This window comes from Limosilactobacillus reuteri subsp. simiae (assembly GCF_020784875.1).
Taxonomy (GTDB): Bacteria; Bacillota; Bacilli; order Lactobacillales; family Lactobacillaceae; genus Limosilactobacillus; species Limosilactobacillus reuteri_H.
Window position 1 is genome coordinate 15901 of the sequence record NZ_JAJGUI010000094.1, and the last position, 26257, is coordinate 42157.

Annotated in this window: 22 protein-coding genes and 1 riboswitch; of the genes, 6 read left to right on the plus strand and 16 right to left on the minus strand. The window is 40.1% G+C overall.

The window, feature by feature from the left end:
- Positions 1-1107: a pyruvate dehydrogenase (acetyl-transferring) E1 component subunit alpha gene (gene pdhA, locus LMC10_RS03165; RefSeq protein ID WP_019254060.1), complete on the minus strand. Its 1107-nt coding sequence runs from the start codon at positions 1105-1107 to the stop codon at positions 1-3.
- Between the two features lie 256 nt (positions 1108-1363).
- On the opposite strand from pdhA, the gene def reads away from it, so the two are divergent.
- Positions 1364-1924, plus strand: a complete 561-nt coding sequence (gene def / locus LMC10_RS03170; protein WP_094502557.1) for a peptide deformylase — start codon at positions 1364-1366, stop codon at positions 1922-1924.
- Between the two features lie 52 nt (positions 1925-1976).
- Here def and LMC10_RS03175 read toward each other — a convergent pair whose 3' ends face one another.
- Entirely contained in the window at positions 1977-2453 is a 477-nt protein-coding gene (locus LMC10_RS03175) for a hypothetical protein (RefSeq protein ID WP_229268899.1), read from the minus strand.
- A gap of 135 nt (positions 2454-2588) precedes the next feature.
- On the opposite strand from LMC10_RS03175, the gene LMC10_RS03180 reads away from it, so the two are divergent.
- Both LMC10_RS03180 and LMC10_RS03185 read left to right on the plus strand, forming a co-directional pair.
- A complete protein-coding gene (locus tag LMC10_RS03180; RefSeq protein WP_003666803.1) occupies positions 2589-2801 on the plus strand; it encodes a DNA-directed RNA polymerase subunit epsilon in 213 nt (70 codons plus the stop codon).
- Between the two features lie 144 nt (positions 2802-2945).
- On the plus strand, positions 2946-3893 hold the full coding sequence (locus LMC10_RS03185) for a diacylglycerol/lipid kinase family protein (RefSeq protein ID WP_229268900.1): 948 nt from the start codon (positions 2946-2948) through the stop codon (positions 3891-3893).
- A gap of 73 nt (positions 3894-3966) precedes the next feature.
- On the opposite strand, the gene LMC10_RS03190 is transcribed toward LMC10_RS03185, so the two are convergent.
- The 6 genes from LMC10_RS03190 to LMC10_RS03215 all read right to left on the minus strand — a co-directional run bounded on the left by LMC10_RS03190 (position 3967) and on the right by LMC10_RS03215 (position 9386).
- Positions 3967-4170: a hypothetical protein gene (locus tag LMC10_RS03190; RefSeq protein WP_003668273.1), complete on the minus strand. Its 204-nt coding sequence runs from the start codon at positions 4168-4170 to the stop codon at positions 3967-3969.
- Positions 4171-4321: 151 nt separating this feature from the next.
- Entirely contained in the window at positions 4322-5833 is a 1512-nt protein-coding gene (locus LMC10_RS03195; RefSeq protein WP_229268901.1) for a LysM peptidoglycan-binding domain-containing protein, read from the minus strand.
- Between the two features lie 169 nt (positions 5834-6002).
- A complete protein-coding gene (locus tag LMC10_RS03200) occupies positions 6003-6299 on the minus strand; it encodes a hypothetical protein (protein ID WP_229268902.1) in 297 nt (98 codons plus the stop codon).
- Entirely contained in the window at positions 6292-6675 is a 384-nt protein-coding gene (locus LMC10_RS03205) for a hypothetical protein (RefSeq protein ID WP_229268903.1), read from the minus strand. Before LMC10_RS03205 ends, LMC10_RS03200 begins: the two co-directional genes overlap by 8 nt.
- A 240-nt stretch (positions 6676-6915) precedes the next feature.
- Positions 6916-8067 (minus strand): glycerate kinase family protein, encoded by a 1152-nt coding sequence (locus LMC10_RS03210; RefSeq protein ID WP_229268904.1) that lies wholly within the window; start codon positions 8065-8067, stop codon positions 6916-6918.
- Between the two features lie 23 nt (positions 8068-8090).
- The gene (locus LMC10_RS03215; RefSeq protein WP_003668281.1) at positions 8091-9386 is read right to left on the minus strand and encodes a GntP family permease; all 1296 of its coding nucleotides are present in this window, start codon (positions 9384-9386) and stop codon (positions 8091-8093) included.
- A gap of 187 nt (positions 9387-9573) precedes the next feature.
- On the opposite strand from LMC10_RS03215, the gene LMC10_RS03220 reads away from it, so the two are divergent.
- On the plus strand, positions 9574-10635 hold the full coding sequence (locus LMC10_RS03220; protein WP_229268905.1) for a CdaR family transcriptional regulator: 1062 nt from the start codon (positions 9574-9576) through the stop codon (positions 10633-10635).
- Positions 10636-10689: 54 nt separating this feature from the next.
- On the opposite strand, the gene LMC10_RS03225 is transcribed toward LMC10_RS03220, so the two are convergent.
- Genes LMC10_RS03225 through lysA form a run of 7 tightly spaced genes read right to left on the minus strand, consistent with a single transcriptional unit; the run spans position 10690 to position 17914 of the window.
- The gene (locus tag LMC10_RS03225) at positions 10690-11748 is read right to left on the minus strand and encodes an aspartate-semialdehyde dehydrogenase (RefSeq protein WP_229268906.1); all 1059 of its coding nucleotides are present in this window, start codon (positions 11746-11748) and stop codon (positions 10690-10692) included.
- Between the two features lie 19 nt (positions 11749-11767).
- The gene (locus LMC10_RS03230) at positions 11768-12952 is read right to left on the minus strand and encodes an aminotransferase class I/II-fold pyridoxal phosphate-dependent enzyme (protein ID WP_229268907.1); all 1185 of its coding nucleotides are present in this window, start codon (positions 12950-12952) and stop codon (positions 11768-11770) included.
- Between the two features lie 12 nt (positions 12953-12964).
- Positions 12965-13744 carry a 4-hydroxy-tetrahydrodipicolinate reductase gene (gene dapB / locus LMC10_RS03235; RefSeq protein ID WP_229268908.1) on the minus strand — a complete coding sequence of 260 codons (780 nt, stop codon included), beginning with the start codon at positions 13742-13744 and terminating at the stop codon, positions 12965-12967.
- Between the two features lie 3 nt (positions 13745-13747).
- The gene (gene dapA, locus LMC10_RS03240) at positions 13748-14671 is read right to left on the minus strand and encodes a 4-hydroxy-tetrahydrodipicolinate synthase (protein WP_229268909.1); all 924 of its coding nucleotides are present in this window, start codon (positions 14669-14671) and stop codon (positions 13748-13750) included.
- A 27-nt stretch (positions 14672-14698) separates the two neighbouring features.
- Positions 14699-15844 carry an N-acetyldiaminopimelate deacetylase gene (locus tag LMC10_RS03245; RefSeq protein WP_229268910.1) on the minus strand — a complete coding sequence of 382 codons (1146 nt, stop codon included), beginning with the start codon at positions 15842-15844 and terminating at the stop codon, positions 14699-14701.
- A 12-nt stretch (positions 15845-15856) separates the two neighbouring features.
- The gene (dapD, locus tag LMC10_RS03250) at positions 15857-16567 is read right to left on the minus strand and encodes a 2,3,4,5-tetrahydropyridine-2,6-dicarboxylate N-acetyltransferase (RefSeq protein WP_229268911.1); all 711 of its coding nucleotides are present in this window, start codon (positions 16565-16567) and stop codon (positions 15857-15859) included.
- 36 nt (positions 16568-16603) lie between these two features.
- The gene (gene lysA, locus LMC10_RS03255; RefSeq protein ID WP_229268912.1) at positions 16604-17914 is read right to left on the minus strand and encodes a diaminopimelate decarboxylase; all 1311 of its coding nucleotides are present in this window, start codon (positions 17912-17914) and stop codon (positions 16604-16606) included.
- A gap of 91 nt (positions 17915-18005) precedes the next feature.
- Positions 18006-18185, minus strand: a riboswitch (Lysine riboswitch).
- A gap of 206 nt (positions 18186-18391) precedes the next feature.
- Here lysA and LMC10_RS03260 point away from each other — a divergent pair.
- Together LMC10_RS03260 and dapF are read left to right on the plus strand one after the other, a co-directional pair.
- The gene (locus LMC10_RS03260; RefSeq protein WP_229268913.1) at positions 18392-19750 is read left to right on the plus strand and encodes an aspartate kinase; all 1359 of its coding nucleotides are present in this window, start codon (positions 18392-18394) and stop codon (positions 19748-19750) included.
- A 12-nt stretch (positions 19751-19762) separates the two neighbouring features.
- Positions 19763-20749, plus strand: a complete 987-nt coding sequence (dapF, locus tag LMC10_RS03265) for a diaminopimelate epimerase (RefSeq protein WP_229268914.1) — start codon at positions 19763-19765, stop codon at positions 20747-20749.
- An 82-nt stretch (positions 20750-20831) separates the two neighbouring features.
- On the opposite strand, the gene LMC10_RS03270 is transcribed toward dapF, so the two are convergent.
- Positions 20832-26180 (minus strand): mucin-binding protein, encoded by a 5349-nt coding sequence (locus tag LMC10_RS03270; RefSeq protein ID WP_229268915.1) that lies wholly within the window; start codon positions 26178-26180, stop codon positions 20832-20834.
- Between the last annotated feature and the right edge of the window lie 77 nt (positions 26181-26257).

The following is a 26257-nucleotide window of genomic DNA, read 5'->3' on the forward strand; positions in this document are numbered from 1 at the left end:
TTACTTCGACTCCTTTTCTTCGTACTTCTTAATTTGTTCTTTAATGTCTGGAGTTGGTACTTCAAACGTCCGCTTCAACATATCGCTAACTTTTTCAGGTTCTACTGAGTCTGCTTCTTTCATTGCTTCTTTAAAGCTTTGTTTGCATTCATCAGCATATTTTTGTTCTTCTTCTTCAGACCAAAGCCCCTTTTTCGTTAGGTACTTGCGAAGACGAATCAATGGATCTTTATCAAACCATGGCTTTGTTTCATCCTCAGTCCGGTAACGAGTAGGATCATCACCTGCTGAACTGTGAGCACCAAACCGGTATGTTAATGTTTCGATTAGCACTGGTCCATTACCAGCAGCAGCAAATTCACGTGCCTCTTTAGCAACTTCATAACATGCAAGGACATCCATTCCATCAACTTGGACACCTGGAATTCCAGCAGCAACAGCCTTTTGGGCAATTGTTTGTGCTTCAGTTTGTAGCTTTCGTGGGAACGAAATAGCCCATCCATTATTTTGAATAATAAATACACCAGGTACTTGGAATGCACCAGCAAAGTTCATTCCTTCATAAGTATCCCCTTGTGAGCTTCCACCTTCACCAGTGTAAGCATAGGCAACAGTGTCCTTTTCACCATTCTTCTTAATTCCAAGAGCACCACCAGCCATTTCGACCATCTGCGCTCCGATAATAATTTGTGGCCGGAGAGCACGTGCATCAAAAAGGTTACCTTTGATGTGTCCCTTTGACCATAAGTACATTTGAGCAACAGTTGCTCCATGTTGAATTAATTGTGGCAAATCACGATAAGCAGGGAAAAGGAAGTCTTGCTTCTTAAATGCAGCAGCTGTTCCCATTTCAGAAGCTTCTTCACCCCAAGTTGGCGCATAGAAACCTAATCGACCTTGCTTTGAAAAACTCATTGTTTGTTCATGCAAGGCACGTTCCCAAACCATTTTTTTCATTAAGTCAACTAATAATTCATCACTGAAATTAGCCATTAATTCTTCGTTAACAACATTTCCGTCGTTATCCAGAATTTGTACGGGTTTTGCATAAGGTACCCCTTCATTGGCTTTAATCTCAGCAAAATTGACAGCTTTGGTATTGGCCATATTCAACATTCCTTTCCAAATCCAATTAACATCATGTAAGCGATTGCTTACCTACATTTATAGTATAACCGATTAGTTAAATAATACAAGCGCTTTCATAAACTTAATGGACAGAATTGTTAAAATGGTCCAAGTGAAGTATACGTTTTTTCAAAATTTATAGTTAAATATTGTTATCCTCATATTCATTAGCAATTTTAAATAGTTATGATAGACTATAATATGACTGAATTTTTATATGGAGGCATAGTGAGTAATGTATTTAATGAAAGATATTACCCGTGATGGCAATCCCGTTTTACGTAAACGAGCTGCTAAGGTCTCATTTCCCCTATCTGATGAAGACCAAAAATTAGCAAAGGATATGATGCAATACTTAGAAGTAAGCCAAGATCCTGAATTATGTGAAAAGTACAAGTTACGAGCTGGAGTTGGCCTTGCCGCTCCTCAAGTTGGTGTTTCAAAGCAAATGGCTGCTGTCCTTGTTCCCGCACCTGCTGAAGATGAAAAGCCCTTATTTAAGGACGTTATCATTAATCCAGTAATCGTCAGTGAATCGGTTCAATATGGTGCTCTTACTGAAGGTGAAGGTTGTCTTTCAGTTGATAAAGACGTGCCTGGCTACGTACCACGACATGACCGCATTACATTACGTTATCAAGATGTTAACGGTGAAACTCATAAGGTACGATTAAAGCATTATCCAGCAATTGTTTGTCAGCATGAAATTGACCATTTGCATGGGGTGCTATTTTACGATCATATTAATAAAGATCAACCATTTGAGGCGCCTGCAGATACAGTAATGATTAGTTAATGTTTACAAAAAATGGTCGAGAGAAAAATACACTTTCTCCCGGCCATTTTCACTAATTACTATTTTGATTTAATTTTTTTAAATCTTCAATGTACTCAACAGTTGCTTCATTTATCAAATAGGCAATATCGATATGCAAGATCCCCTCATATTTCCACCAATCGGTTATAATAAACGGTTGAGAGGCTTTGGGAGCCATCTTTAAATGGTGTCGTTTTGCATATTCATTAAGTTCTGCTGCTAGTTTTTGACGTGTGAAATCATCAAGATTAATATTTTCTTTTTTATAATCAAAATGGTATTCAAAAGCAAGCACACCTTTTCCCCAAACATCGGCAACAATTTGAGAATTTAGATTTTTATCCCAATGTAACATTTCTTTCAAACTAGTATTTAACGCTGCATCAGTAACGTCTTGAGCGTTTTTCTGTACCATCATCGTTGCTCGCTTAAGAAATACGCGATGGATCGTTAAATAAAGAGCAATAACAATTATTGCTGCTAAAATACAGATTAAGAAGATAACCATGACTATCACCTCTTTGGCCTTTACCTTTATTTAATAATACCATGTTAGGAAAATTTAAGACACTTTTGGTCATCTGTGATAGAATAATAAAGTAAATTACTGCATAATATCTTTAATTAAGGAGTTTTTAACAGTATGACTTTTAAAGTATACTACCAAGCTGATAAGACAAAACGCCCAGTTCGTGAAAACACTCAATCATTGTATATTGAAGCTGATTCAGAAGCTGAAGCACTTTTAATGGTTGAACACAACACTGACTACAATATTGAATTTGTAGAACAACTTGATGAAAAGGCCCTTGCTTACGAAAAGCAAAACCCTAACTTTAAGTTGACGACGTTCTAAGCTTTTAATCATTAACAGAGGCTGAGAAAAACGCTTGTTTTTCTCAGCCTCCAACTTTCTTATGAACATTAGAAAAATACTGAATTAATTATTCGAATATAAATATTATTTTGCTTTTTGGCACCATTCAAAGGAGGAATATTGATGAATTATTCAATCATCCTCAACCGTCATGCTGGTAATGGCAATGCAGAAAAGGCATGGTCGTCAATTAAACCGGTCTTAGATCAACAACAAATTGATTATCACATGGAAACAACTAAGTATCCTAATCATGGAGAATACCTTGCCAGCCAAATCGCCCAATCTCATGATGCGGGATCAACAATTGTCATTGCGATTGGTGGTGATGGTACGCTACATCAAGTTGTTAATGGACTTATGAAGACGGCCAAGCGATTGAATAAAAAACCACTTGCGGTTGGATATATTCCTGCTGGGACAGGAAATGATTTTGCCCGCGGTTACGGGATTTCTATGCATCCACAAAGGGCATTAAATCAAATTTTAACTGCAGACGCACCACAAAAAATTAACATTGGTCATTATCATGAGGCGATTCGGGGTGAAGAAGGTTATTTTCTTAATAATTTAGGAATTGGTTTTGACGCGGCAATTGTTAGTCGTGCTAATACATTTAAGGCTCATCACAAGAAAAATCATATTGGGCGTTTCACCTACCTCCAAAAGGCAATTGGAGTAATCTATGATCAAGAGCCTTTTACCCTGATGATTCAATCTGGGCGTGAACGCTTTATTTTTCCTAAAGCTTACATCGCAATTACCAGCAACCATCCATTTATCGGTGGTGGATTTAAAGTTGCACCAAGCGCTTCGTTAAAGAAACCATCATTGGAATTAGTCGTCGCTGAACGGAAAGGATGGCCTATGACAACATGGCAATTGCTACAGTTAGCCCGGGGTAAGTTAGATCAATCAAAATTTGCCCACCACTTCCAAAGCGATAATCTCCACATCACAACTACTTCACTAGAATTTAGTCAAACTGATGGAGAAGAAATAGGTAATCGTTTTATCGACCTCACCCTAGACATTAGTCAATATCCAATTTGGCAAACAACAGAAAAATAAGTTAAAAGCAGTAAGCCCAGAAGATAATTTTTTCTTCTAGCGCTTACTGCTTTTTGTTGATCTTTTTATTTTATTAATCTTCAGAAGCTTCCATCGCTTCTAAAATAATCCGTAACTGACTGCATTCTTCCCGTAAAGATTGCATCTCTTCACCGTATTTTGGTTGAATAGTAACAGTCTGAGTGCCCGTATTTTCCTGTCCCTCTTGTTTACATAAATCATCCAAACGGGACTGTGCACGGTATAAATCTTCTTCAATTTCATGTTTGTTACTCATATTTAACACTCCCCAATAAATGTGAAATATTTTTAGAGCAATACTGGAATTGCAATATAAGTAAGATAACACGAGCATAGAAGAATGTTAACCTTTTTTAGGTTACATCTTTGTTACTATCTAATGAAAAAGCTCTAATAATCTATCAGAACTATTTAACCGTTCCGGCAAAACTTGGATTAAAGTATGGACTGATTGTGTAAGTCGAAACATTAGTCCCCGGGTGAGCAGCGGCCACATATTGATTATTTCCTGTGTAAATAGCTGTATGGTAAGTTGAACCATGGTTACCCCAGAATAAGAGATCGCCTGGCTTAGCTTCACTAACTGGATGTTGGTCCACACAGTTTTCAAGTGCTCCTGTATAGTGTGGTAATTGCTTACCTTCCGCATTAGCATAAACATATTTAACTAATCCAGAACAATCCATTCCACTAAGACTTTCACCACCCCATACGTATGGAACACTATTAGAGTTAGCAATCTTAGTGGCAAGACTAACTACAGAACCATGTTGTAAATCTTGATTAGTAGTTGCTGCTTGCTGTGCAGGTTGACTAGTAGCCGCTTGTGATTGTTGCGGTTGAGCTTGTGACGCTACAACAGTTGTTTGTTGTGAAGCAGCATTACTATTCTGAACGTTATCCGTTGCTTGTGATGCTGGTGCAGTCTGTGATTGTGAAGCTTGACTTGCTACTGGTGCTGCTTGAACAAATGATTGTCCATATAAAGCAGCAGTATTCACAGCTGTTGAAGTAGCTTGACTAACAGCAAAACTTTGTGTTTGCGGTGCAACACTATTTTCAGCTGAGGTAGAAGCAACCTGAACATTATTAGCTGTAGCAGGTTGAGCAGCAACTGTTGTAGTGGCTGGACTATCAGTAGTTGCTGAGGACGTTACAGCAGCAGAAGTCGAAGTTGTACTATTCGCAATAGTGGTACTACTATTATTGGCTGCACTTTGGTTAGGAGCAGCTACTGTTGAAGAAGTTGAAACTTGTTGCGTTGCACTCAAAGCAGGAGTTGCTTGTGAAGTCCCTGCTGGTTGACTACTAGCCATATCTTGTTGAGACACAGAAGTAGACGTAACTGCTGAAGTTTGAACTTGAACCGATGAAGTTGTGTCTGTCGATTGAGCAGCCGGTTGCTGAGACGATACACTCGCATCAGAAACAGGGGTACTTACAACAGGGGCGTTTACAGCAGTTGAGATCGCAGGGCCTGTTACACTGAGTTGTTGTCCAATGTATAATGAATCATTAGAGCTTAAGTTGTTCCATGCCATTAATTGACTAACAGTTACATTATAACGATCAGCAATAGAACTAAGTGTATCGCCAGGTTTAACAGTATAACTACCATCAGCATTCAAATCCGCGTTAGCATCATGTTGAGTAGTAGGCAACGTTAATTGTTGACCAACTGTAATTAAGTCGATGCTATTGCTTATCTTCTTAACTGAAGGATTTGCTTGTTCTAATGCACTAATAGAAAGTCCATGTTGTTTTGCAAGCCCCCAAATAGTATCACCAGACTTAACAGTAAGCTGTTCAGCATTAACTGCTTGTGTTGTTACTGCTAATAAACTTAAGGCACTAACTGCTCCTGCAAAAACGCCACGAGATCGATGGTTATTTGAATGATGTGTTCTTTTTTTACTCATATAAATAAAACACCCTCCCAATAAGTTCCTAAAAACTAAACAAACAATAATAAATTAGTGAAATACACAATTCTAACTTTACCATTAATTTTTAAATGCGTATAGCAATTATTAGATAGTTCTTAAAAAACGTTACTCTTTCTTAAAAGATTAATCATTATAATAATATTTAATCTATCATTTCATTTTTTACACGATCCATACGAGTTACTAATAACAATTCAATAATTGTAATAATACTCATTAATAGAACTGAGTAACGACTAGTCGTCATGAAAACAATAATTGCTAGTATACACAAGATCCAATTCAACCGTTTTTCTTGGCGAACTACCCGAATAAAATCCTTTGTAACTTTATCTGGTCGTTGACTTGCTAAAAATCCAAGTTGACTATGCAAACGATTTTCCCAAATCACTAATCCTAAAAAGACAATTGAAATAATAAACGTTATTAGACTATTCATCATTATCCTCACTATCATCGGCATGCACCGTCTTATTATTTGCTTGTGATTCATTGTATCGAGCGGATAAAATCTGCTGATATTTTTCCATGATTACTTTATTGATCGGCGTATCATTTAGTGTCGGATAGTTTTCCTTTATCTTTTCCAGAACATCATCCGAAAAGTCATAAACGGTCTTAACTTCCTTTTCACCGTTAAGAAATGCCATCGTCTCATCATAGTCTAGGGTTACTAGATCCCGCTGTGTACGGTCAGCATCTGGCTGGTGAAGGACATCTGGATCATCTTTTAAATCTTCACGAAAACCGTTTTCATCATATTGATACTTATTATCTTCCATTTTTAAATTCTCCTTGGTTATCTTCCAATTCATTATACGGTCTTTATAAGACTAAGCCAAGCCAGTAATTTGCTATAAAAAGCGAGTAGAAAACAATCTTCTCAACAAGGCGGTTGGCTAAGCTAGTACGATGATTTACACGGCACGGGCTGATTATTGTTCGGACGCGAGCCTTGTGATGACGCGAAGCTAGTTCTACGTTATCTTGCAATTGTTCGTGAAAATAGCAGAGGGTGAGAAAAAAGCAAAGTTTTTTCCACCCTCTTTTAATTCCTAATTATTAACATGACTTACTTTAATTAAACGCGCAACGTTTTCCGCTGTTTGTGCAATATCAATAGGTGCATCTGCTAATGCTGTTTTTAATGGTTTAGCCCCCTCAGGAGTTGCAAAAATTGCATCAATGGCAGTGGATGAATATAGATCATTTACACCTTTACCAATATTTCCAGCCAACACAATTACCGGAGCAGTTGGCGCCACCTCTTTAGTTGCCTTAGCGACTCCATATGGCGTTTTACCAAATTTAGTCTGGAAATCAATTCCTCCTTCACCAGTAAAAACATAATCAGCGCCAACTGCCTTTTTTCGTAGTTGAGTTGCTTCAATTACTAGTTCTACTCCTCGCTTCATTGTTGCACCGGTAAAAGCTATTAATCCGGCTCCTAAGCCACCGGCTGCCCCTGCACCTGCCGTTTGTTCAACGTCTGGCCCACCAGCTGCAACTATTTTTCGTGCATAATGATGAAGATTTTTGTCCAAGATGTTCACCATTTCTTCGTCAGCACCCTTTTGTGGACCAAATACTGGGGCTGCCCCATTTCTTCCTGTTAATGGGTTGGTAACGTCTGATGCAATTTGAATATCTACATTTTTTAAACGGGGATCTAAACCTCGAAAATCGACTTGATTTAAACTTGCTAACGCACCACCGCCTAAACCAATTTCACGATTATCAACATCCAATAAACTTGCTCCAAGTGCTTGGGCCATTCCTGCACCACCATCAACGGTTGCACTTCCCCCAATTCCAATAATTATTTTTTTAATATTATGGTCAAGAGCATCCTTAATTAACTCGCCGGTACCATATGTAGTTGTAATAAGCGGGTTTGCAGTCTCCTCATTAACAAATTGAAGACCACTTGCTGCCGCCATCTCAATCACTGCTGTTTCCCCATCACCTAATATCCCATACTCAGCATTAACTAATTTATTTAATGGGTTGTGGACTTTAGCAATCATTTTTTGACCATTAGTCGCATCAACTAAGGATTGAACAGTCCCCTCTCCCCCATCAGCCATTGGAACTAAAACATACTCGGCATTCGGAAACACTCTTTTAATTCCTTCTGCCATCACATTTGCTGCTTCTTTTGCTGTTAATCCGCCTTTAAATGAATCTGGGGCAATTACAAATTTCATCACTGATCATCCTTTCATTTCATTTATAGTAAATGCAAAAAGCCATACAAGATAGTTGCGGTTAGCATTGCGGAACCCCCAACTAAGAATTCATAAAAAATGCCTTGCGATCGTTCTTTAATATCCATATGCATTGCATTCGCTGTAACATGAAAATAGTTTCCTTGAGGTAATTGGTCAATGACAATCGCCCCAGTATGAACCATTGCAGCCGCTGCAAGTGGTGCAACACCAAATCCTAAAATAGACTTGGCAAAAGAACCAGTAGCTAAAATAACACCCGTAGAAGTTGAAGCAGTTGCTCCAGCCATGAGAATACCAGAAAGTGGTGCTAATAAGACACCAGGCACATGACTTGCCTTAATAAGATCAATTAATAACTCTGGGAAAGTAGACGCGGTGATAGTAGCACCAATTGCACCTGCACCAATTAAAATCATTACTACACCAGTCATTCGACTAACACCAGTCTGAGCATAACTTTTAATCTTCTCACCTTTTCCCATTGCTAAAGCACCTATTATTGCTGCAAATGGCAAAACATAGGTAGCATCTAAATTTACCTTTGCTAATAATGGTAAATGACAAATAGTTCCAATTGGTCCTAACAAAAGTAAAACTATTGCAATAACAGGAGCAACGATGGCTTGTTTAAACGTCGGCAAATCACTTTGCTTGATTGTTTTTGTACTATCTTCAAGATCTTGTTCTAAAACTGCCCTACCTTTTTTGCGGATCATTCTAGCAACTACAACTGTAACTATTAAAGCAATTACGGCAGGAATAAAATCAGCAATCATTACTTGACTCAGCTCAAGACCAAATCCCTTTGCGGCTGCAATTGTATTTGCATTTGGTGAGATTATGTTACCTGCCTTGCCTCCACCAGATAAGGCAACCAATAAAGATAATTTTGAAATATGCATATTGCGACCAACTTCAAGGGCAATTGGTGCAACAATTAAAACAGCAACTGGGATAAAGACCCCCACAGCTGTAATTACCATCGTTGCAAGAGCTAATGCAAAAATAGCTAATCGATCACCAAATTTATTAACGATCGTCCGTGCAAGGGTTTCGGCAGCCCCAGAATCCATCATAACGCCAGCTAACATTCCTGCCGCTAATACTCGAAGGACCGTTCCCATTACACTTTGCTCACCTTTAACCAAAATATTAATAGTTCCTTCTAAACCAGCTCCACCAATAATGGCGCCGACAATGGCTCCTAATAATAGCGAATATACTGGATCTAGTTTTCGTAAAATCAAAAAAATCGCAAGTGCTAATCCTATTAATGCTCCCCACCAAGAAATCATTTTATAAGCCTCCTCTTTGATTACTAGTAAAGAAATACTAAAATAAGATAAAACATCACAAGAAAAAACATCCCTTTGTCACCGTTTACATTAACCTTTAAATAAGCTTATAACAAGTTACGTTTTGCACAAAAATTATTATGCATCTTGTACATAGTTCCTATTATCAAAATATTAAAGGAGAAAAATGATGGAGCTCAAACCAAAACTTGCACAATCAATTGTCGATCATATGATGACGCAAATACCATATAACATTAATATTATGAATAAGAAAGGTTATATCATCGCAAGCGGTAACAAAAGTAGGATAAATACTTTACATGTTGGAGCTGTCGATGCGATAAAACAGCGAAAAACACTACCAATGGATCAACAATATGGAAATCATGGGCAACCAGGCGTTAATATGCCTTTAAAATTCAAAAATGAAATTATCGGTGTTGTTGGAATTACTGGTGACCCTAATAAAGTTACTCCCCTAGCATCATTGCTAAAAACAGCAGTCGAGCTCTTGCTACAACAAAAACAAGAAAATGAACAAGAGCACGAAATTGAAAAAGTTAAACAAAGATTTATTTATAGGTGGATTAATGTCAGCAAGTATCAAGATCCGCAACTTGATAGTGAACTAGTTGAGGAAGCAAATCGTCTAAATATAAATTTAGGAAAACAACGATGTGTAATTGCAATTGCCGGGAGTTCTCAAATAATTAAAAACCTTAAACTAGATCAGGAAATAATTATTTTTTCTCTCACTAATCGCATTGAGTTGATTATTCTCAGTTCAAAGCACCAAGAAACATATATTCAACAAAAACTTGAACATCAAGAAATTGAATACGGTATCAGTAATTGGGGTAATTTGCTTGGTAGATTAGCGGAGCAAGCAGTTGCAACACTGCGATTAAGTAATATTTTTGGAAAGACATCATTTAGGCACTACTCACAAGTCTCTTTTATTAAACAGGTATTAGATAGTGATTTAAATTTAATAGCAGTTAATGATCAATATGAAGCCTTGCTAAAAAGAAAAGATGGGAAAGAATTGATCGATACAATCCGTGAGTTTATTAAGTGTAATATGAGTGTGAATCAAACTGCACATAATTTATTTGTACACCGTAATACACTCAATAATCGATTACTTCGCATTAAAAAACTTTTTGAACTAGATCCTAAAAATACTGAAGACTTATTTCAACTTTTTATTGGCTACATTACTTTTTACTATCGACAAACTTTATAACCATACAAAAAATACTCCCTATATCCAGAGAGTATTTTTTATGATTATAAAATTTTAAACTAACCCATTTGCGACTAACCGTTCTGCATTTTCAACGGTATTCCAGGCAGCCCCTTTAAGGAGATTATCAGCAACAACCCACATATTAAAGGAACCAGGATTTTCTTCATCTGCGCGGAGGCGACCAACAAAAGTGTCACGCTTACCAACAGCATTAATTGGTTGAGGATAAATCTGGTGCGCAGGATCATCCTGCAGAACTACCCCGGGAGCGTCCTTTAATACTGCCCGCAATTGGTCAACAGTTACCGTTGGATCATCAACAGTAAAGTAAATCGATTCTCCATGAGCAATTGGGACAGGTACACGAACACAAGTGGCAGTAACCTTAATATCCTTAGCGTCCATGTCGTTTAACATGATCTTCTTTGTTTCGTGGATCATCTTCCATTCTTCATGGGAATAACCATCCTCTTCAAAGACATCGATCTGGGGTAATAAATTAAAGGCTAATGGATAATGCTTCTTGTCACCCTTTGTTGGTAAAATCTTGGCATCTGCTTGCATATCTTTACCGTCAAGGTAGTCTTGGGTTTCTTGTCGTAATTCATTTAAGGCTGATTGACCTGCTCCTGAAGCCGCCTGGTAAGTCGAAACAATAATTTGATTTAATCCAAATGCTTGGCGGATTGGTTCCAATGCTACCACCATTTGAATTGTCGAACAGTTAGGATTAGCAATAATCCCGTGATGATTTTTTAACGCCTCTTCATTTACTTCTGGAACTACTAGTGGTACATCGGGTTCCATCCGAAAAGCACTCGTATTATCAACACAAACTGCTCCCCGTTTTACTGCTTCTGGAAGGAACTTTTTTGATACTGATCCACCAGCAGATGAAAGCACAATATCAACCCCATCAAAAGAATCAGGTGTAGTCTCTTCAACAGTAATCGGTTGGCCCTTAAATGATAATTGCTTCCCAGCTGACTTAGCAGATGCAAGTAATTTTACACTCTTTACTGGAATTGTTGATTGTTCCAATTGCTGAATCATCCGTGTACCAACTGCACCAGTAGCACCTAAAATTGCGACATTATATTCTTTACTCATCTTAGTTCCTTCTTTCAACCTATCCTAAATTATTCATAAAATTTTGTAACCGTTCAATCGCCGTATCAATAACAGAATCTGCCGCTGCATATGATAAACGAATGTATCCTTCTCCACCAGGACCAAATGCATTCCCGGGAATTACGCCAACTTTAGCTTCGTGGGCTAATTTACGAGCAAAAGCGAGATCATCCTTCCCAAATTGAGCAGGAATTTTAGCAAAAATATAAAATGCGCCATCTGGCAATGCAATTTCAAAGCCCATCTTTCGCATTGCACTCGCAAGTTTATCTCTCCGTTGACGATAGGCCTGCTTAAATTCTTGTGGATCATCAGCCCCGTTTTCTAATGCTTCAATCGCGGCGGCTTGCGCAGTATCATTTGGGCACGTTACCATAAATGAATGCATCTTTGACATCGTTGAAATAAATTCTTCCGGGCCAGCCACATATCCTAAACGATAACCTGTCATTGCATGTGATTTTGATAAACCACTAATCAGAATTGTCTGCTCGGGCAAAAGTGTCGCAAGTGAATGGAAGGGTTGATCGTACATCAATGAACTATAAATCTCATCAACAATCGCATAGATGTGATGATCTTCAATTACTTTAGCTAATGCTTTTAACTCTTCTTCAGTGTACGAACGGCCAGTTGGATTATTAGGATAATTTAAGAGAACAGCTTTTACTGCCGGACCCTCTTTTGCTAATACCTCTTCTAGTCTTTCAGCAGATAGCAAAAAGCCATCTTCAGCAGTGTTAACTTTAATCGGTTCAGCCCCAGTTAGGGAAACACTCGGGAAATATAGCGAAAATGCTGGAGTGGGAATAATTACTTTATCTCCTGGATTTAGCATCGCAAATGTTGTCGCGGTTACCGCTTCTGTTGCTCCAATCGTGACTACAATTTCGGTTTCAGGGTCATAGTAAACATGGCGACTCCGTTCAAGATATTTACTAATCGCTTTGCGTAATTCGATTTTACCCTTACTCGGCGAATAGTGAGAATCATCATTTTGAATACTTTCAATCGCTGCCTTTTTAACGTGATCTGGCACAGCAAAGTCCGGTTCCCCAAGCGTTAATTTTACTAGTCCAGGAACGGCAGAAATTTCTTCATCAAATGCGCGAATCTGTGCTGGCGGAACAGCTGCCAGATGACTATTTACGGTTGTTGCTAATTCAGCATGGAGTCTTGGCATTTTTTCACCCTCTTATAAAATATTTTCTAAGCCAATTACTAATTTTGACAATCCGTCAACTTTTTCCAGAGCAACTTTAACCCCATTCATGAAGGATTGACGGTCAAATGAATCTTGGCGGATGGTTAGGGCCTCCCCATCCCCACCAAAGAGAACTTGTTCGTGAGCAATGTACCCCGGAAGCCGAACAGCATGAATCTTAATTCCATGGTAGTCGCCACCCCGCGCACCAGTTAAGCTCTCTGTTTCATCAGGATTCGTCTCATGTGCAGGACGAACTTGGTCAATCAACTTTGCGGTACTCAAAGCCGTTCCCGATGGGGCATCTTTTTTATCACCATGATGCATTTCAATAATTTCAACGTCAGGGAAATATTTAGCCGCTTCCTGAGCAAATTTCATAAGAAGAACTGCTGACATCCCAAAATTAGCAGCGATCAATCCGCCCACATGTTTTTCTTCACTGAGGCGCACCAGGTCTGTTTGTTGTTCATCGGTTAAGCCAGTCGTTCCAACAATCGGCCTCATTCCATGTTCAAGTGCAAACTTAACATTCTGATAAACAGCACTTGGCAAGGTAAAATCAATCCAAATATCAGCAACTCCATCTTCAATTTCATCCAAAGTTTGATAAGGATGAACAGATGATGCAAGGTGAAAATCAGTCATATTCTCTTTTGTTAAGGTTGGTGCAAGCGCAGCGGTAATTTCAAAGCCAGCGAGTGAGTTCACTAGATCAACTGCCTTTTGTCCCATTGCTCCAGTCGCACCGGCAATTAAAACTTTTTTCATGCTCTATTCCCCCAAATTTAATGGTAAGTTCTTGGCAGTCAACGAATTAGTAGGTAATGATAAAGCAGTCTCTAATTCGCGTTTTTCTTCTTCATTTAATGGAAGAATTGGTAAGCGACAACTGCCAACGTTAAAACCTTGCGCATTCAAAACGGCTTTAACTGGTGATGGTGATGGGAACATAAACAAAGCAGCCATCCGGGGAGTTAACCACCGTTGTAGCTTACCAGCAGTTTGATAATCACCCCGGTATAGTGAGTCATACATTTGACGCATTTGATCGACATAAGTATGGGAAGCAACCGAGATAACCCCATTTGCTCCTAAAACCCGGGCAGTTAGAGCTTGTGCATCCTCACCCGTGAAAACTGCAAAATCAGGGTCGCGGTGTTCAACAATGTATTCAAGTTCTTCCAAAGATGTACATTGTTTTACAGCGGCGATATTTTGATGGTGAGACAATTCTACTACGGTTTCCTGAGCCATCTTTACCCCTGTACGACCAGGAATGTTGTAAATGATGATTGGGAGGTCAACATTATCCGCAACTGCTGTGAAATGAGCAACCATTCCCCGTTGGTTAGGTTTGTTATAAGGAGGAACAACAACAAGAGCATAATCGATACCGTTAATTTGCGCAACCTCATTAGTAAAGGTAATCGTTTCCTTAGTATTATTGCTTCCAGTTCCAGCAATAACCGGAACCCGTCCGTTTACAATTTCACCGAAATGTTGGTATAGCTCAATTTTTTCATCATGAGTGAGTTCTGGAGTTTCCCCAGTAGTCCCCCCGATAACAAAACCGTTGCTCCCATGTTCAATTAAGTAATTTGTCAAATATTCTAAACGACCATAATCAATATTTCCCTCGTCATCAAAGGGGGTTACAATTGCCGTCATTAAGTCTGCATTTTGTAATAATGTCATATTCTTTCCTCCATTATTTATTCCCTACTAATTTTGCATTCGATATTCAAGAAAACCAGTAATCGCATCTACTCCACGTATAATTGCTTTTTCATTAGGGGTAAGGGTGGCCGAATGTAATTGTGAATCATCTTCAACCCCAAGCCAAAACATGGTTCCCGGAAATTTAGCCAGTAAGTAGCCAAAGTCTTCCCCAGTCATTGCTGGTTCTGTTTCGATAAAGTTTACAGTTGGTGTTTCTTCCATATAATGGATAAACCGTTTTGTTAATTCTGGATTATTCTCTACTGGCCAATAGCCACCCTGATTTAATTCAAGGGAAACATCCATGTTAAAACTGCGTCCGATTCCTTCACATACGTCCTTCAAGCGGTCATCAATAGTTTCAATCATCGTTTGTGTTAGTCCCCGAATCGTTCCTTCAATCCGCGTATGTCCAGCAATAACATTTCGAATCGTCCCGCCGTCAATCTTTCCTAAGGTAATTACACCACTTTGAATAGGATCGATACTCCGCGAAATCACAGTCTGCACTTGAAGAATCAATGATGCTGCCGCAACGACCGTATCATTAGCATTTTGAGGATACGCCGCGTGACCGCCCTTACCATTGAGATCAATATTAACTTCCGTGGTTCCCGCAAACAAGGTCCCCATCCGACAACCAATTGCGCCTGCTGGCAAATCAGGATTATCATGCAACCCGTAAAACTCATCTGGTTTCCACTTTCCACTAAACAAGCCCAGTTCATATGCCCGCTTTCCACCATTTTCGCTTTCTTCGGCCGGTTGGAAGAAAAACAGGATATTATCTTGCGGCTGGTGTTCACTAAAATAACTCAATACGCCTAATGCAACCGTCATATGAATGTCATGACCACAGGCGTGCATTATTCCCGGATGAGTTGATGAGTATGGCAAGCCTGTTTGTTCCTCAACTGGTAAAGCATCAATGTCTGTTCGGTACCCAATTGTTCGTTGTGGATTCTGCCCATGAACTAACACCATGAGAGCAGTTGGTAATTCCTTAAAGGTACGAACTTCTAAAAAGGCTTGGTTAAAACCGGCAATCGTCTTCACTAAGTATTGGTGGGTGTCAAATTCTTGAAGAGCCAGCTCTGGAATTTGATGGAGATGACGACGAATTTGAATTAATTCTTCTTCTGTTAACATCTTGACCTCCTCCTAGAGCTTCCGTAAATCATCCTCTAATTCAGTCTTGCCAGCGGTTTGGTCATCAACATTCTTAATAAACTTAGCAGGAACTCCTGCAACCATCGTATGGGGAGCCACATCATGGGTAACCACGGCGCCAGCAGCAATTACAGCACCTTCCCCAACGTGTACTCCCTCAATTACCACCGCATTGGCGCCAATCATTACATTATCATCGATCCGGACTGGTTCAGCTGAAGCCGGTTCAACAACTCCAGCTAGTACAGTACCAGCACCAATATGACAGTGGCGACCAACAATTGCACGGCCACCAAGAACTGCCCCCATATCAATCATCGAATCAGCACCAATTTCAGCACCAATATTAATTGTTGCGCCCATCATAATGACAGCATTGTCACCAATAAGAACTTTATCGCGAATAATTGCGCCTGGCTCAATGCGGGCATTAATATTCTTCAAATCAAGCAAAGGAACTGCTGAATTACGCGCATCGTTTTCCACATGGTAAGATTCAATTGCTGAACTGTATTTCTTTAATAACGGTTCGATAACTGTCCAATCACCGAAAATAACTCCCGTATGCTGTTCAAGAAATGTTTCTACTTCTGCGGGAAATTCTAAATCACCCAAATTTCCTTTAAGGTAGACCTTTACCGGTGTCTTCTTGAGTGCGTTACTAATGTAGTTAATGATTGTTTGTGCATCTAATTCAGCCATAATTATTTACCTCTTTCTTCCTTTATATATGTCAAATTATTGTTGGTATGGTTCATCCAAATGAATTAAATCATCGTAAGTTTCTCGTTTAATCACAACCTGGGCTGTGCCTTTTTCTGCAAAGACAACTGCTGGACGAGGATTCCGATTATAATTTGAAGCCATTGAATAGCCATAAGCACCAGTATCAAGCATCGCTAAGACATCTCCTGGTTTCGTAGCCGGTAATGCCTGATTCTGACTGAGGATATCACCAGACTCGCAATACTTTCCTGCTACCCGAACATGTTCAACCAATTCCGCCCGAGGATTATTTGCTAAGACCGTTTCATATTGTGCTTCATAAAGTGCTGGACGAATGTTATCGCCCATCCCGCCATCAACTGTTACATATGGCTTCAACCCTGGTACATCTTTACGGGATCCAACAGTATAAAGATTATAGCCAGCAGGTCCCGCGATTGAACGTCCGGGTTCTATCCAGATCGCTGGCATAGCAAGATTTGTTTCTTTAATTTCCGCTTTAATTGCCTTAATAATTGCTGCCACAAATTCTTCTGGAGCAAGTGGTGTATCATCTTTTACATAACGAATTCCAAAGCCACCTCCAACGTTGATCACAGCAGCTTGATAGTTGAATTTTTCTTGCCAGTGGGCGGCAACTTCAACTAACTTCTTAGCTACTCCTTCAAATCCCGCAAGTTCAAAAATCTGTGAACCAATATGGGCATGCAATCCTTTCATTTGCATCCGGGGATTTTCAAGAACTTTTGCTAACGCCTCATCTGCCTGTCCTGATTGAAGGTCAAATCCAAATTTACTGTCAACTTGACCAGTTTGAATGTACTTATTTGTATGAGCAGAAATTCCAGGAGTAATTCGCAACATTACATCAACATGTGCATCAAGTTCCTCCAAAATGTCTGCTAACAATTCAATCTCATGGAAGTTATCAATCATGATTGTTCCCACGTGATGGTCAATTGCCATTTCCAATTCTTCCCGTGATTTATTGTTTCCGTGAAAACTAACATTAGCCATTGGAAAGCCGGCTTTGATGGCAGTATATAATTCACCACCAGAAACAACATCAACATGCGCACCTTCTGCAGCAACTACTTGATACATTGCGATTGCTGAAAAAGCTTTACTAGCATAGCTAACCGCATAATCAACATTATTTTCTTCAAAAACCCGCTTAAATGCTCGAATCTGTTGGCGAATCTGTTGAACATCATAAACAACTAACGGGGTACCAAACTGATGAGCTAAGTCAACCGCATCACATCCCCCAATCGTTAGATGACCAGCGGCATTTAATTGTTGATCAGTAATCTGTTCGTTCATTTGTAATTCCTCCATGAGATTTGTAGTAAAGAGGCTATAAAAAAATCCACTGTCTGCGCAAACAAACAGTGGAATTCACTTATCCATTCTGATTTGTCGATAGCGCAACGCAGGCTCTTATTGTCCTGCGACAGTCCGTAGCTTATTCAACTACGACCCAGCTACTTAATGTGCCAAACTAAGCGCTTCGGCAACTTCCCTGTTCAACTAACCTCAATGTCTTGGCGGACTAAATTAGTTTACTAGTGTCGGTTGCGCCTCTTCGATTTATACATAGCTTATAAGTCTTTTATGAGAATGTCAATACAAATAATTAAATTTAAAAAAGTTTTTTTAATCCATTAGATGTAAGAAAGTTTATTTTACTTACCTTATACAACTTAAAGGCTTGCATGTCTCCCTTAATGTGTTAGAATTCGATTAAATTATTTTAGAGATAAATTAGCAACCCTAATTTTCTCAAAGGAGTATTTAAGTATGAAAGTTGTAAAGTTTGGTGGAAGTTCTCTGGCTAATGGAGAAGCCTTTCAAAATGCAATTAATATTATTACCTCTGACCCCCAACGCCGGGTAATTGTCACTTCTGCGCCGGGTAAACGTTTTGCCGATGATATTAAAGTTACTGACTTACTGATTAAATATGCCCAAGCAGTAATTGCAGGCCAAAATCCCCAAGAAATCATTGAGCAAATTTTAAATCGATATCAAGAAATTGCTGCTTATTTTGGCTTACCAGCAGATAAATTAATTCCGCTAGTTGAACGACTAGAAGGCCTTCCTAACCATACGTATCCAAATGATAACTATCTTTTGGCCGCTTTCAAAGCTCATGGTGAACGCTTAAATGCCCAACTAATGGCAATCCTTTTGCAGCATTTAGGTTATGAAGCACGTTTTGTGACACCAAGTGAAGCTGGTATTATCGTTACTGGAACACCCAATAATGCTAATGTTATCCCAGAAACATATGCAAACCTGAGTCATTTTACGTTTAACGAGAACGAATTATTAGTATTCCCTGGTTTCTATGGCCTAACTCTTGCCGGCCACATTGCTACTTTTTCTCGTGGTGGTTCTGATATCACCGGTGCGATTCTTGCGCGCGGTCTTCACGCTTCTACTTATGAAAATTTCACCGATGTCGATGCTATTTACTCAGCCAATCCACAAATTGTCGATCATCCGCAGCCAATTACTACCATGACTTACCGGGAAATGCGAGAACTATCTTATGCTGGTTTTTCCGTCTTTCACGATGAAGCATTGATTCCTGCCATTCAAGGAAATATCCCAATTAATGTTCGTAATACTAATGATCCTGAAAAGCCGGGAACAATGATTGTCCCTGATAAAGATTTTCAACCAAGCGACATTGTAACGGGGGTCGTGAGTGGAAAACACTTTGCAGCCCTCTACCTTCACAAATATCTCCTTAACAAGCAAGCAGGTTTTACTCTTCGGATTCTTGAAATTCTCGCAAAGCATAACGTCTCGTACGAACATATGCCTTCAGGAATTGATGATATAACAATTATCCTTGATCGAAATGCAATTAATGACCAATTAATCGATACCATCTGCAATGAAATTCAAGAAGAGATTAATCCTGACCGTTTAGAATGGATTGACAATTATGCAATTACCATGGTTGTTGGTGAAGGTATGCGTAATCGCACGGGGGTAATTGATGATATATTAATGCCTCTAGCCGAAAAACACATTGCGGTTCCCATGATTAATCAAGGAGCTTCACGAATTGCAATCATGATCGGGACATACAACGAAGACGCGGATGATGCCGTTCGAGCTATTTACCATCGCTTTTTCGCAAATTAGGAGGAAATATTTATGGTGCAATTATTAAAAGTACACGGATCACAAAATTCCTTTTTTATTCTTGACCAAACACAACTGACCAATCCCCTTACTGATGAAGAATTAGTTTCATTTACTCAGCAAATAACTGATGCACAAAATGGCGTTCTCGGTGGTGCTGACGGTGTGTTAGTTGTTAACCATCCAACTAGACCAGAATCAGCAGCACAAATGCGGGTAATTAACGCAGATGGCAGTGAGGCCTCAATGTGCGGGAATGGTTTAAGAACGGTTGCTCGTTATGTAGCAGAACGTGATAATTTAACCGATTTTAAAGTCGATACAATGAATGCTAGTCTTCGTGTTCGTCAGCACGAAAACCTTGCACCCGGAGTTCCTGCTTTTGCCGTTGAAATTTCACCAGTAAAGTTTGACCACACTGCTTTGCCATTTGATAATCTTGGCCATGAGCGCCTGTTAGACACCCTTGTCCCTGAATTATATCCTAGTCTTCGTTTTTCAGTCCTTGCTGTTCCTAATCCCCACTTAATTAGTTTTGTTAGTATGGAAGAACTAAATGGCCCAGCACTTGAAGAATTAGGTACACGGTTAAATAGTGATAATCCTTACTTCAGTGACGGGGTAAATGTTAATTTTGGCCATATTCTCGGTCATAACAAACTCTTTGTAAAAACGTTTGAACGAGGAGTCGGCTTTACAAATGCTTGTGGGACAGGTATGTCTGCCACTAGTCTCGCTTTAGCCCTCACTCATCCAGACGCAGCATCATTTAATGAACCAATTAGCGTTTATAATCCTGGTGGCATGGTCAAGACAATTCTTCACCGTGATGACTACAACTACTGGATCGAATTAATCGGTAATGCTACGTTTACTCATACTATTACTGTAGATGAATCATCTTTACACGCAGTCGATCTAGCTAACCTTCGTAAAAACGTTGTCGAAAGCAATGAAAATCAAGCTTACCGAACATTTATTGACTCATTATCATTTTAATTTAATCCCAAAAAGCCGAGGCTAAGAAATTTCTTAACCTCGGCTTTTTTATAATTATTCGATGTGACAAACAATAAGTTAACTATTCTTTACGACGCTTTTTACCAAATGCTAATAAGCCTGCAACTCCTAAGGCAAGTAAGCCTAAGATTCCTTCGTGCTTTAATTGTTCATTGCCAGTTTGCGGTAATTGAGCAGCTTGTTTTTGTGCTACTGGTGTGGTGGCATTAGCGTTGTTTACATTGCTTGTGGTAACTAAACTGCCTGCTGAAGAAGTAGTTTGTCCATTAGTAGGAATATTACCATTTCCAGCTGGTGTTGTAGTTGGCGTCGATGGTTTTGCTGGTGTCTCTGGCTGTGGTGTAGTTGGATTGCCAGCATTACCATTTGGAGTGCCATTTTCACTAGGGGTGGTTGGCTCAACTGGTTTTTCGTTTGGCTTGTAAACTACTGGAGTATTTTCACCCGGATTCTCAGGAGTTACCGTTGAAATATTTGGTGTATATCCTGGAATTTCCGGTACTGGTTCATTCGGCGTTACTTCAGTTGGATTATTCGGGTTCGTTGGGTATTGCGGTTGTGGAACATTTGGCAACGGCTTCCCATCCGGACCTACTGGAATAATATGACCATTTGGCGTGTACGTTACCGTAACCGTCTTATTTAAGTCATCAGGGGTAATGGTAGTCCCACCGGCAACTGCCTTATCTGCGTGATAGCCAGGAACAACTGGCGTATCGACATTGCCAAAGGTGTGACTAGCGACGTTCCACCCAGTTTCACTAACAATCTTACCAGTTACCTTATCAACCACGGCACTCTTAGTAAAGGTAAAGTGCTGAACATTGTTAGCCGGCGTCTGGTCACCAGCCCCAACGTAGCGAATGGTCTGAGTTCCAGTTGCCTCCAAGTCATTCTTAGCGGTCCCATCTGGCCACTTTGGACCATTTGGATCGTTCGGATTGATTGGCTGACCTGGTTGTCCTGGATTTTCTGGCGTTACAGGCACAAGCTCGTGTTCAACATTAATTACAATGTTTTGCGCACCCTTACTGATCGTTGTTGGGATGACGACATTAGGATTAAGGACCTTGTAACCCTTATTTTCTAGTTCTTGGATTACCGTGTTCTTATCGTAAGTAAAGGTCGTCCCAACATTTTCTTCACCACTGCTCTTACCGTATTGCGGCAAGTCAACATTATCGGTAGTATCACGCACAGTAACAGTGATTGACCCTTGTTCAACTGGCGTATCTGGCACATACTTCACTGGTACATCTTCACCCGGTTTGCCTGGCACTGGATTGACCGGTTCACCTGGCTTACCAGTTTCTGGGTGATAACCTGGTACATCTGGAACTTGACCTGGTGTCGTTTCACTTGGGTTGTCCGGATTGGTTGGGAACTGTGGTTGGTCGGCACCTGGAATTGGATTGCCGTCTGGGCCGACTGGAATAATATGACCGTTTGGTGTGTACGTCACCGTAATCGTGGCATTAGGATTGTTCTTAGTTACCGTTGCACCACCAGCAGTAGTTTGAGTAGTAGTGTAACCCTTGATCACTGGAGTATTGATCTTGCCAAAGGTATGGTCACCAGTTAGATCTGGAGCCGTTTGTACATTTGGCGTTTCAATCTCCTTGCCCGTAGTTCCATCAACGAACTTAATTGTTTGCGAACCAGTGTAAGTTTCTGGTGTTGGAGTGTCAGGAACGTATTTAACTGGTACGTTCTCACCTGGTTGGCCTGGTACTGGATCGACTGGGTCGCCTGGCTTACCAGTTTCTGGGTGATAGCCTGGTACATCCGGTACTTGGCCTGGTGTCGTTTCACTTGGGTTGTCCGGGTTGGTTGGGAATTGCGGTTGATCGGCACCTGGAATTGGATTGCCGTCTGGGCCGACTGGGATAATGTGACCGTTTGGTGCATAGGTTACCACAATCGTCTTATTCAAGTCATTAGGGGTAATGGTTGCCCCACCAGCAACGGCCTTGTCTGCGTGATAGCCTGCTACTACCGGTGTGTCAACATTGCCAAAGGTATGACTAGCAACGTTCCAACCCGTTTCACTGACAATCTTACCAGTTACTTTATCAACCGTTGCGCTCTTCGTGAAAGTGAAGTGCTGAGTGTTATCAGATGGCGTCTTATCGCCAGCACCTTCATAATGAATAGTCTGGGTTCCAGTTGCTTCCAAGTCATCCTTAGCGGTCCCATCTGGCCACTTTGGACCGTCTGGGTCGTTCGGGTTAATTGGCTGACCTGGTGTTCCTGGATTTTCTGGCGTTACAGGTACAAGCTCGTGTTCAACATTAATCACAATGTTTTGGGCACCTTTACTAATTGTCGTTGGAATTACAACGTCTGGATTAAGGATCTTGTAACCCTTGTTTTCTAGTTCTTGGATTACCGTATTCTTATCGTAAGTGAAGGTCGTCCCGACATTTTCTTCACCACTAGTCTTACCATATTGCGGCAAGTTGACATTATCCGTTACATCATGAACGGTCACGGTAATTGAGCCTTGTTCAACTGGTGTATCTGGCACATACTTCACTGGTACATTATTGCCTGGTTGACCTGGCACTGGATCGACCGGATCACCTGGCTTACCAGTTTCTGGGTGATAACCTGGCACATCTGGTACTTGGCCCGGTGTCGTTTCACTTGGATTGTCCGGGTTGGTTGGGAATTGTGGTTGGTCAGCTCCTGGAATTGGTGTACCATTTGGACCAACAGGAATAATGTGACCATTCGGCGTGTACGTTACTGTAATTGTGGTATTCGGGTCAGTCTTGGTAACTATTGCACCACCTGCAGTAGTTTGGGTAGTAGTGTAACCCTTAATTACTGGCGTGTTAATCTTACCAAAGGTGTGGTCACCAGTTAAGTCCCCAGCTATTTGAATATCTGGTACGTGGAGTTCCGTTCCATTCCCGTCAACGAACTTAATCGTTTGCGAACCAGTATAAGTTTCTGGTGTTGGGGTATCTGGCACATACTTCACTGGTACATTATTGCCTGGTTGGCCTGGCACTGGATCGACCGGATCACCTGGCTTACCAGTTTCTGGATGATAACCTGGTACTACTGGAACTTCACTCGGCGTTGTTCCTGTTGGATTATCAGGATTCGTTGGGAATTGTGGTTGATCGGCACCTGGAATTGGTGTACCGTCTGGACCGACAGGAATTACATGACCATTTGGTGCATAGGTTACCACAATCGTCTTATCCAAGTCATCAGGAGTGATTGTTGCCCCACCTGCAACCGCCTTATCTGCGTGATAGCCCGCTACTACTGGCGTATCAACATTGCCAAAGGTATGACTAGCGACGTTCCAGCCAGTTTCACTGGCAATCTTACCAGTTACTTTATCAACAGTAGCACTCTTCGTGAAGGTAAAGTGTTGAGTATTATCAGCTGGCGTCTTATCGCCCGCGCCTTCATAATGAATGGTCTGAGTACCAGTTACTTCCAAATCGTTCTTAGCAGTCCCGTCTGGCCACTTTGGACTCTCTGGATCGTTAGGATTAATAGGTTGACCAGGAATTCCTGGATTCTCTGGTGTTACAGGAACAAGCTGGTGTTCAACATTAATCACAATATTTTGCGCACCTTTACTAATGGTCGTTGGAATTGCAACGTCTGGATTAAGGACCTTATAACCCTTGTTTTCAAGGTCTGTAATTACAGTATTCTTATCATAGGTAAATCCAATCCCCACATCTTGTTCACCACTGCTCTTACCGTATTGCGGCAAGTTAACATTATCTGTTACATCATGAACGGTCACAGTGATTGAACCCTGCTGAATTGGCGTATAAATAACCTGTGTATCTTTTCCAGGATCTTCTGGCGTAACCGTTTGTTCTTGTGGAGTATAACCAGGAATAACAGGAACTGGCTCATCCGGTTTAACCTCAGTTGGATCATTCGGATTATTCTGATATTGCGGTTGCGGTGCGTTTGGTATTACTTCTCCATTCGGTAAAACTGGAATAATTTTCCCTAATGGCAAATATTTTAATTCAATGTTTTGTGTCTGCTCTACATAAGGATTTGGAAAGACATAATTACCATTTTGAATACTCAAAGATGTTGGGCCAAGTGAGCTTTGGCTTGAAGGATAAACAATTCCTTTTGAATTATTAGGATCATATTGCTGCTGACCATTAATATAAATATCACATTGCATCAACCCATTTTGTGAAATTTGGTGCCATACCTCTTTTATTAATTGTCCGCTTGCGCTTACCCATTCATTTGTGTAAGTTCCTCCATTATGAAATTGTGAAATAATTCCATTAGCACGACTACTATTAACCAAATAGTAACCTTTAATAACTATTTGATCGTTTTTTCCAACCGAATATACCTGTCCTGTGAGTCCCGTTTGTGTGTAAGGTTGTATTCCTGATATCTCTTCTCCTGTTTTTTCATTTACATATTTAATAGTTTGAGTTACTTTTTCTGGCATTGCATCTCCCCACGCATTAGATACACTATCTGCTGCATAAGGATTAGGGTTTTCTTTAATAAGAGCCTGATACTTTCCATAACCAAATGTAAAAGCTAAGCCATAATTATTATTAAGTTCATTAACACTTATTCCATTCTCCCCAAAATTGTAAATATTAATTTTAGAACCTTGATATGGTCCCTCATAGGTTTGCATTTCCCCAACATTTATTGTCCCATTACTATACTGCTGCGTGTATTGGTCGTTCGTAATATAGTAATTTAAGATTCCTCCTGGCTCATTCCGATTAGTAGCTAAAGTAATTACCATATTTAAAGGCGTATACGCATTATCAGTTAATTGACCATTAGTTAAATGGAATTGATCAAAAATATATTGATTTTGGGGTATTATTCCATTGGTATTAGGGTAATCTGGCCCATCTGTAATACTTGCTTGTTGAGTATTTAATGACGCTTGGGAATTACTGGTTAAAGTTTGAATAGAGTCACTAGATCCACTTGCAGCCATCACGGGCGTCGAACTTGGGTTATTATTAGTTAATCCAGCACTCGTTTGAGATGATTGACTGCTAGCAGTTGCTATTTTAGCTGCTGATGAGGAATTTGTTGAGCTAGAATTATTAGAAGTAGCTGTAACTTCCTCACTTGCTGTACGCACCTGATTATTTTGATTAGAACTTGCGCTTACTGGGGCACTAGCACTTTCAGCCGCACTAGATTGATTTGACGCATCATTGCTCCCTGGTAAACTTGCCTGGGGCGTTGTTTCAGTAATTGCTGTGCTATTGTCATTAGAAGCATAAGCCGTTTGCGACAACTGGGTTCCCATAATAAAAGAACCAAGTAAGACAGAGGCAACCCCGATTGAAAGTTTACGTAATGTAAAACGCTCTTGCCTATCATCTATCTTTCGTTGAAGCTCACGATTATTATTTTTCGATAACATCAAAATCCTCCTTTTGACTACTAAACTAACCTTTCATTATCAGTAATCATTAACTGTTTCTACAAATAGGACTTGTC

Excerpts from the sequence above, each read along its gene's own strand:
- pdhA (WP_019254060.1), bottom strand. The coding sequence starts at position 1,107 with ATGGCCAATACCAAAGCTGTCAATTTTGCTGAGATTAAAGCCAATGAA.
- def (WP_094502557.1), top strand. The coding sequence starts at position 1,364 with ATGTATTTAATGAAAGATATTACCCGTGATGGCAATCCCGTTTTACGT.
- LMC10_RS03175 (WP_229268899.1), bottom strand. The coding sequence starts at position 2,453 with ATGGTTATCTTCTTAATCTGTATTTTAGCAGCAATAATTGTTATTGCT.
- LMC10_RS03180 (WP_003666803.1), top strand. The coding sequence starts at position 2,589 with ATGACTTTTAAAGTATACTACCAAGCTGATAAGACAAAACGCCCAGTT.
- LMC10_RS03185 (WP_229268900.1), top strand. The coding sequence starts at position 2,946 with ATGAATTATTCAATCATCCTCAACCGTCATGCTGGTAATGGCAATGCA.
- LMC10_RS03190 (WP_003668273.1), bottom strand. The coding sequence starts at position 4,170 with ATGAGTAACAAACATGAAATTGAAGAAGATTTATACCGTGCACAGTCC.
- LMC10_RS03195 (WP_229268901.1), bottom strand. The coding sequence starts at position 5,833 with ATGAGTAAAAAAAGAACACATCATTCAAATAACCATCGATCTCGTGGC.
- LMC10_RS03200 (WP_229268902.1), bottom strand. The coding sequence starts at position 6,299 with ATGAATAGTCTAATAACGTTTATTATTTCAATTGTCTTTTTAGGATTA.
- LMC10_RS03205 (WP_229268903.1), bottom strand. The coding sequence starts at position 6,675 with ATGAATTGGAAGATAACCAAGGAGAATTTAAAAATGGAAGATAATAAG.
- LMC10_RS03210 (WP_229268904.1), bottom strand. The coding sequence starts at position 8,067 with ATGAAATTTGTAATTGCCCCAGATTCATTTAAAGGCGGATTAACAGCA.
- LMC10_RS03215 (WP_003668281.1), bottom strand. The coding sequence starts at position 9,386 with ATGATTTCTTGGTGGGGAGCATTAATAGGATTAGCACTTGCGATTTTT.
- LMC10_RS03220 (WP_229268905.1), top strand. The coding sequence starts at position 9,574 with ATGATGGAGCTCAAACCAAAACTTGCACAATCAATTGTCGATCATATG.
- LMC10_RS03225 (WP_229268906.1), bottom strand. The coding sequence starts at position 11,748 with ATGAGTAAAGAATATAATGTCGCAATTTTAGGTGCTACTGGTGCAGTT.
- LMC10_RS03230 (WP_229268907.1), bottom strand. The coding sequence starts at position 12,952 with ATGCCAAGACTCCATGCTGAATTAGCAACAACCGTAAATAGTCATCTG.
- dapB (WP_229268908.1), bottom strand. The coding sequence starts at position 13,744 with ATGAAAAAAGTTTTAATTGCCGGTGCGACTGGAGCAATGGGACAAAAG.
- dapA (WP_229268909.1), bottom strand. The coding sequence starts at position 14,671 with ATGACATTATTACAAAATGCAGACTTAATGACGGCAATTGTAACCCCC.
- LMC10_RS03245 (WP_229268910.1), bottom strand. The coding sequence starts at position 15,844 with ATGTTAACAGAAGAAGAATTAATTCAAATTCGTCGTCATCTCCATCAA.
- dapD (WP_229268911.1), bottom strand. The coding sequence starts at position 16,567 with ATGGCTGAATTAGATGCACAAACAATCATTAACTACATTAGTAACGCA.
- lysA (WP_229268912.1), bottom strand. The coding sequence starts at position 17,914 with ATGAACGAACAGATTACTGATCAACAATTAAATGCCGCTGGTCATCTA.
- LMC10_RS03260 (WP_229268913.1), top strand. The coding sequence starts at position 18,392 with ATGAAAGTTGTAAAGTTTGGTGGAAGTTCTCTGGCTAATGGAGAAGCC.
- dapF (WP_229268914.1), top strand. The coding sequence starts at position 19,763 with ATGGTGCAATTATTAAAAGTACACGGATCACAAAATTCCTTTTTTATT.
- LMC10_RS03270 (WP_229268915.1), bottom strand. The coding sequence starts at position 26,180 with ATGTTATCGAAAAATAATAATCGTGAGCTTCAACGAAAGATAGATGAT.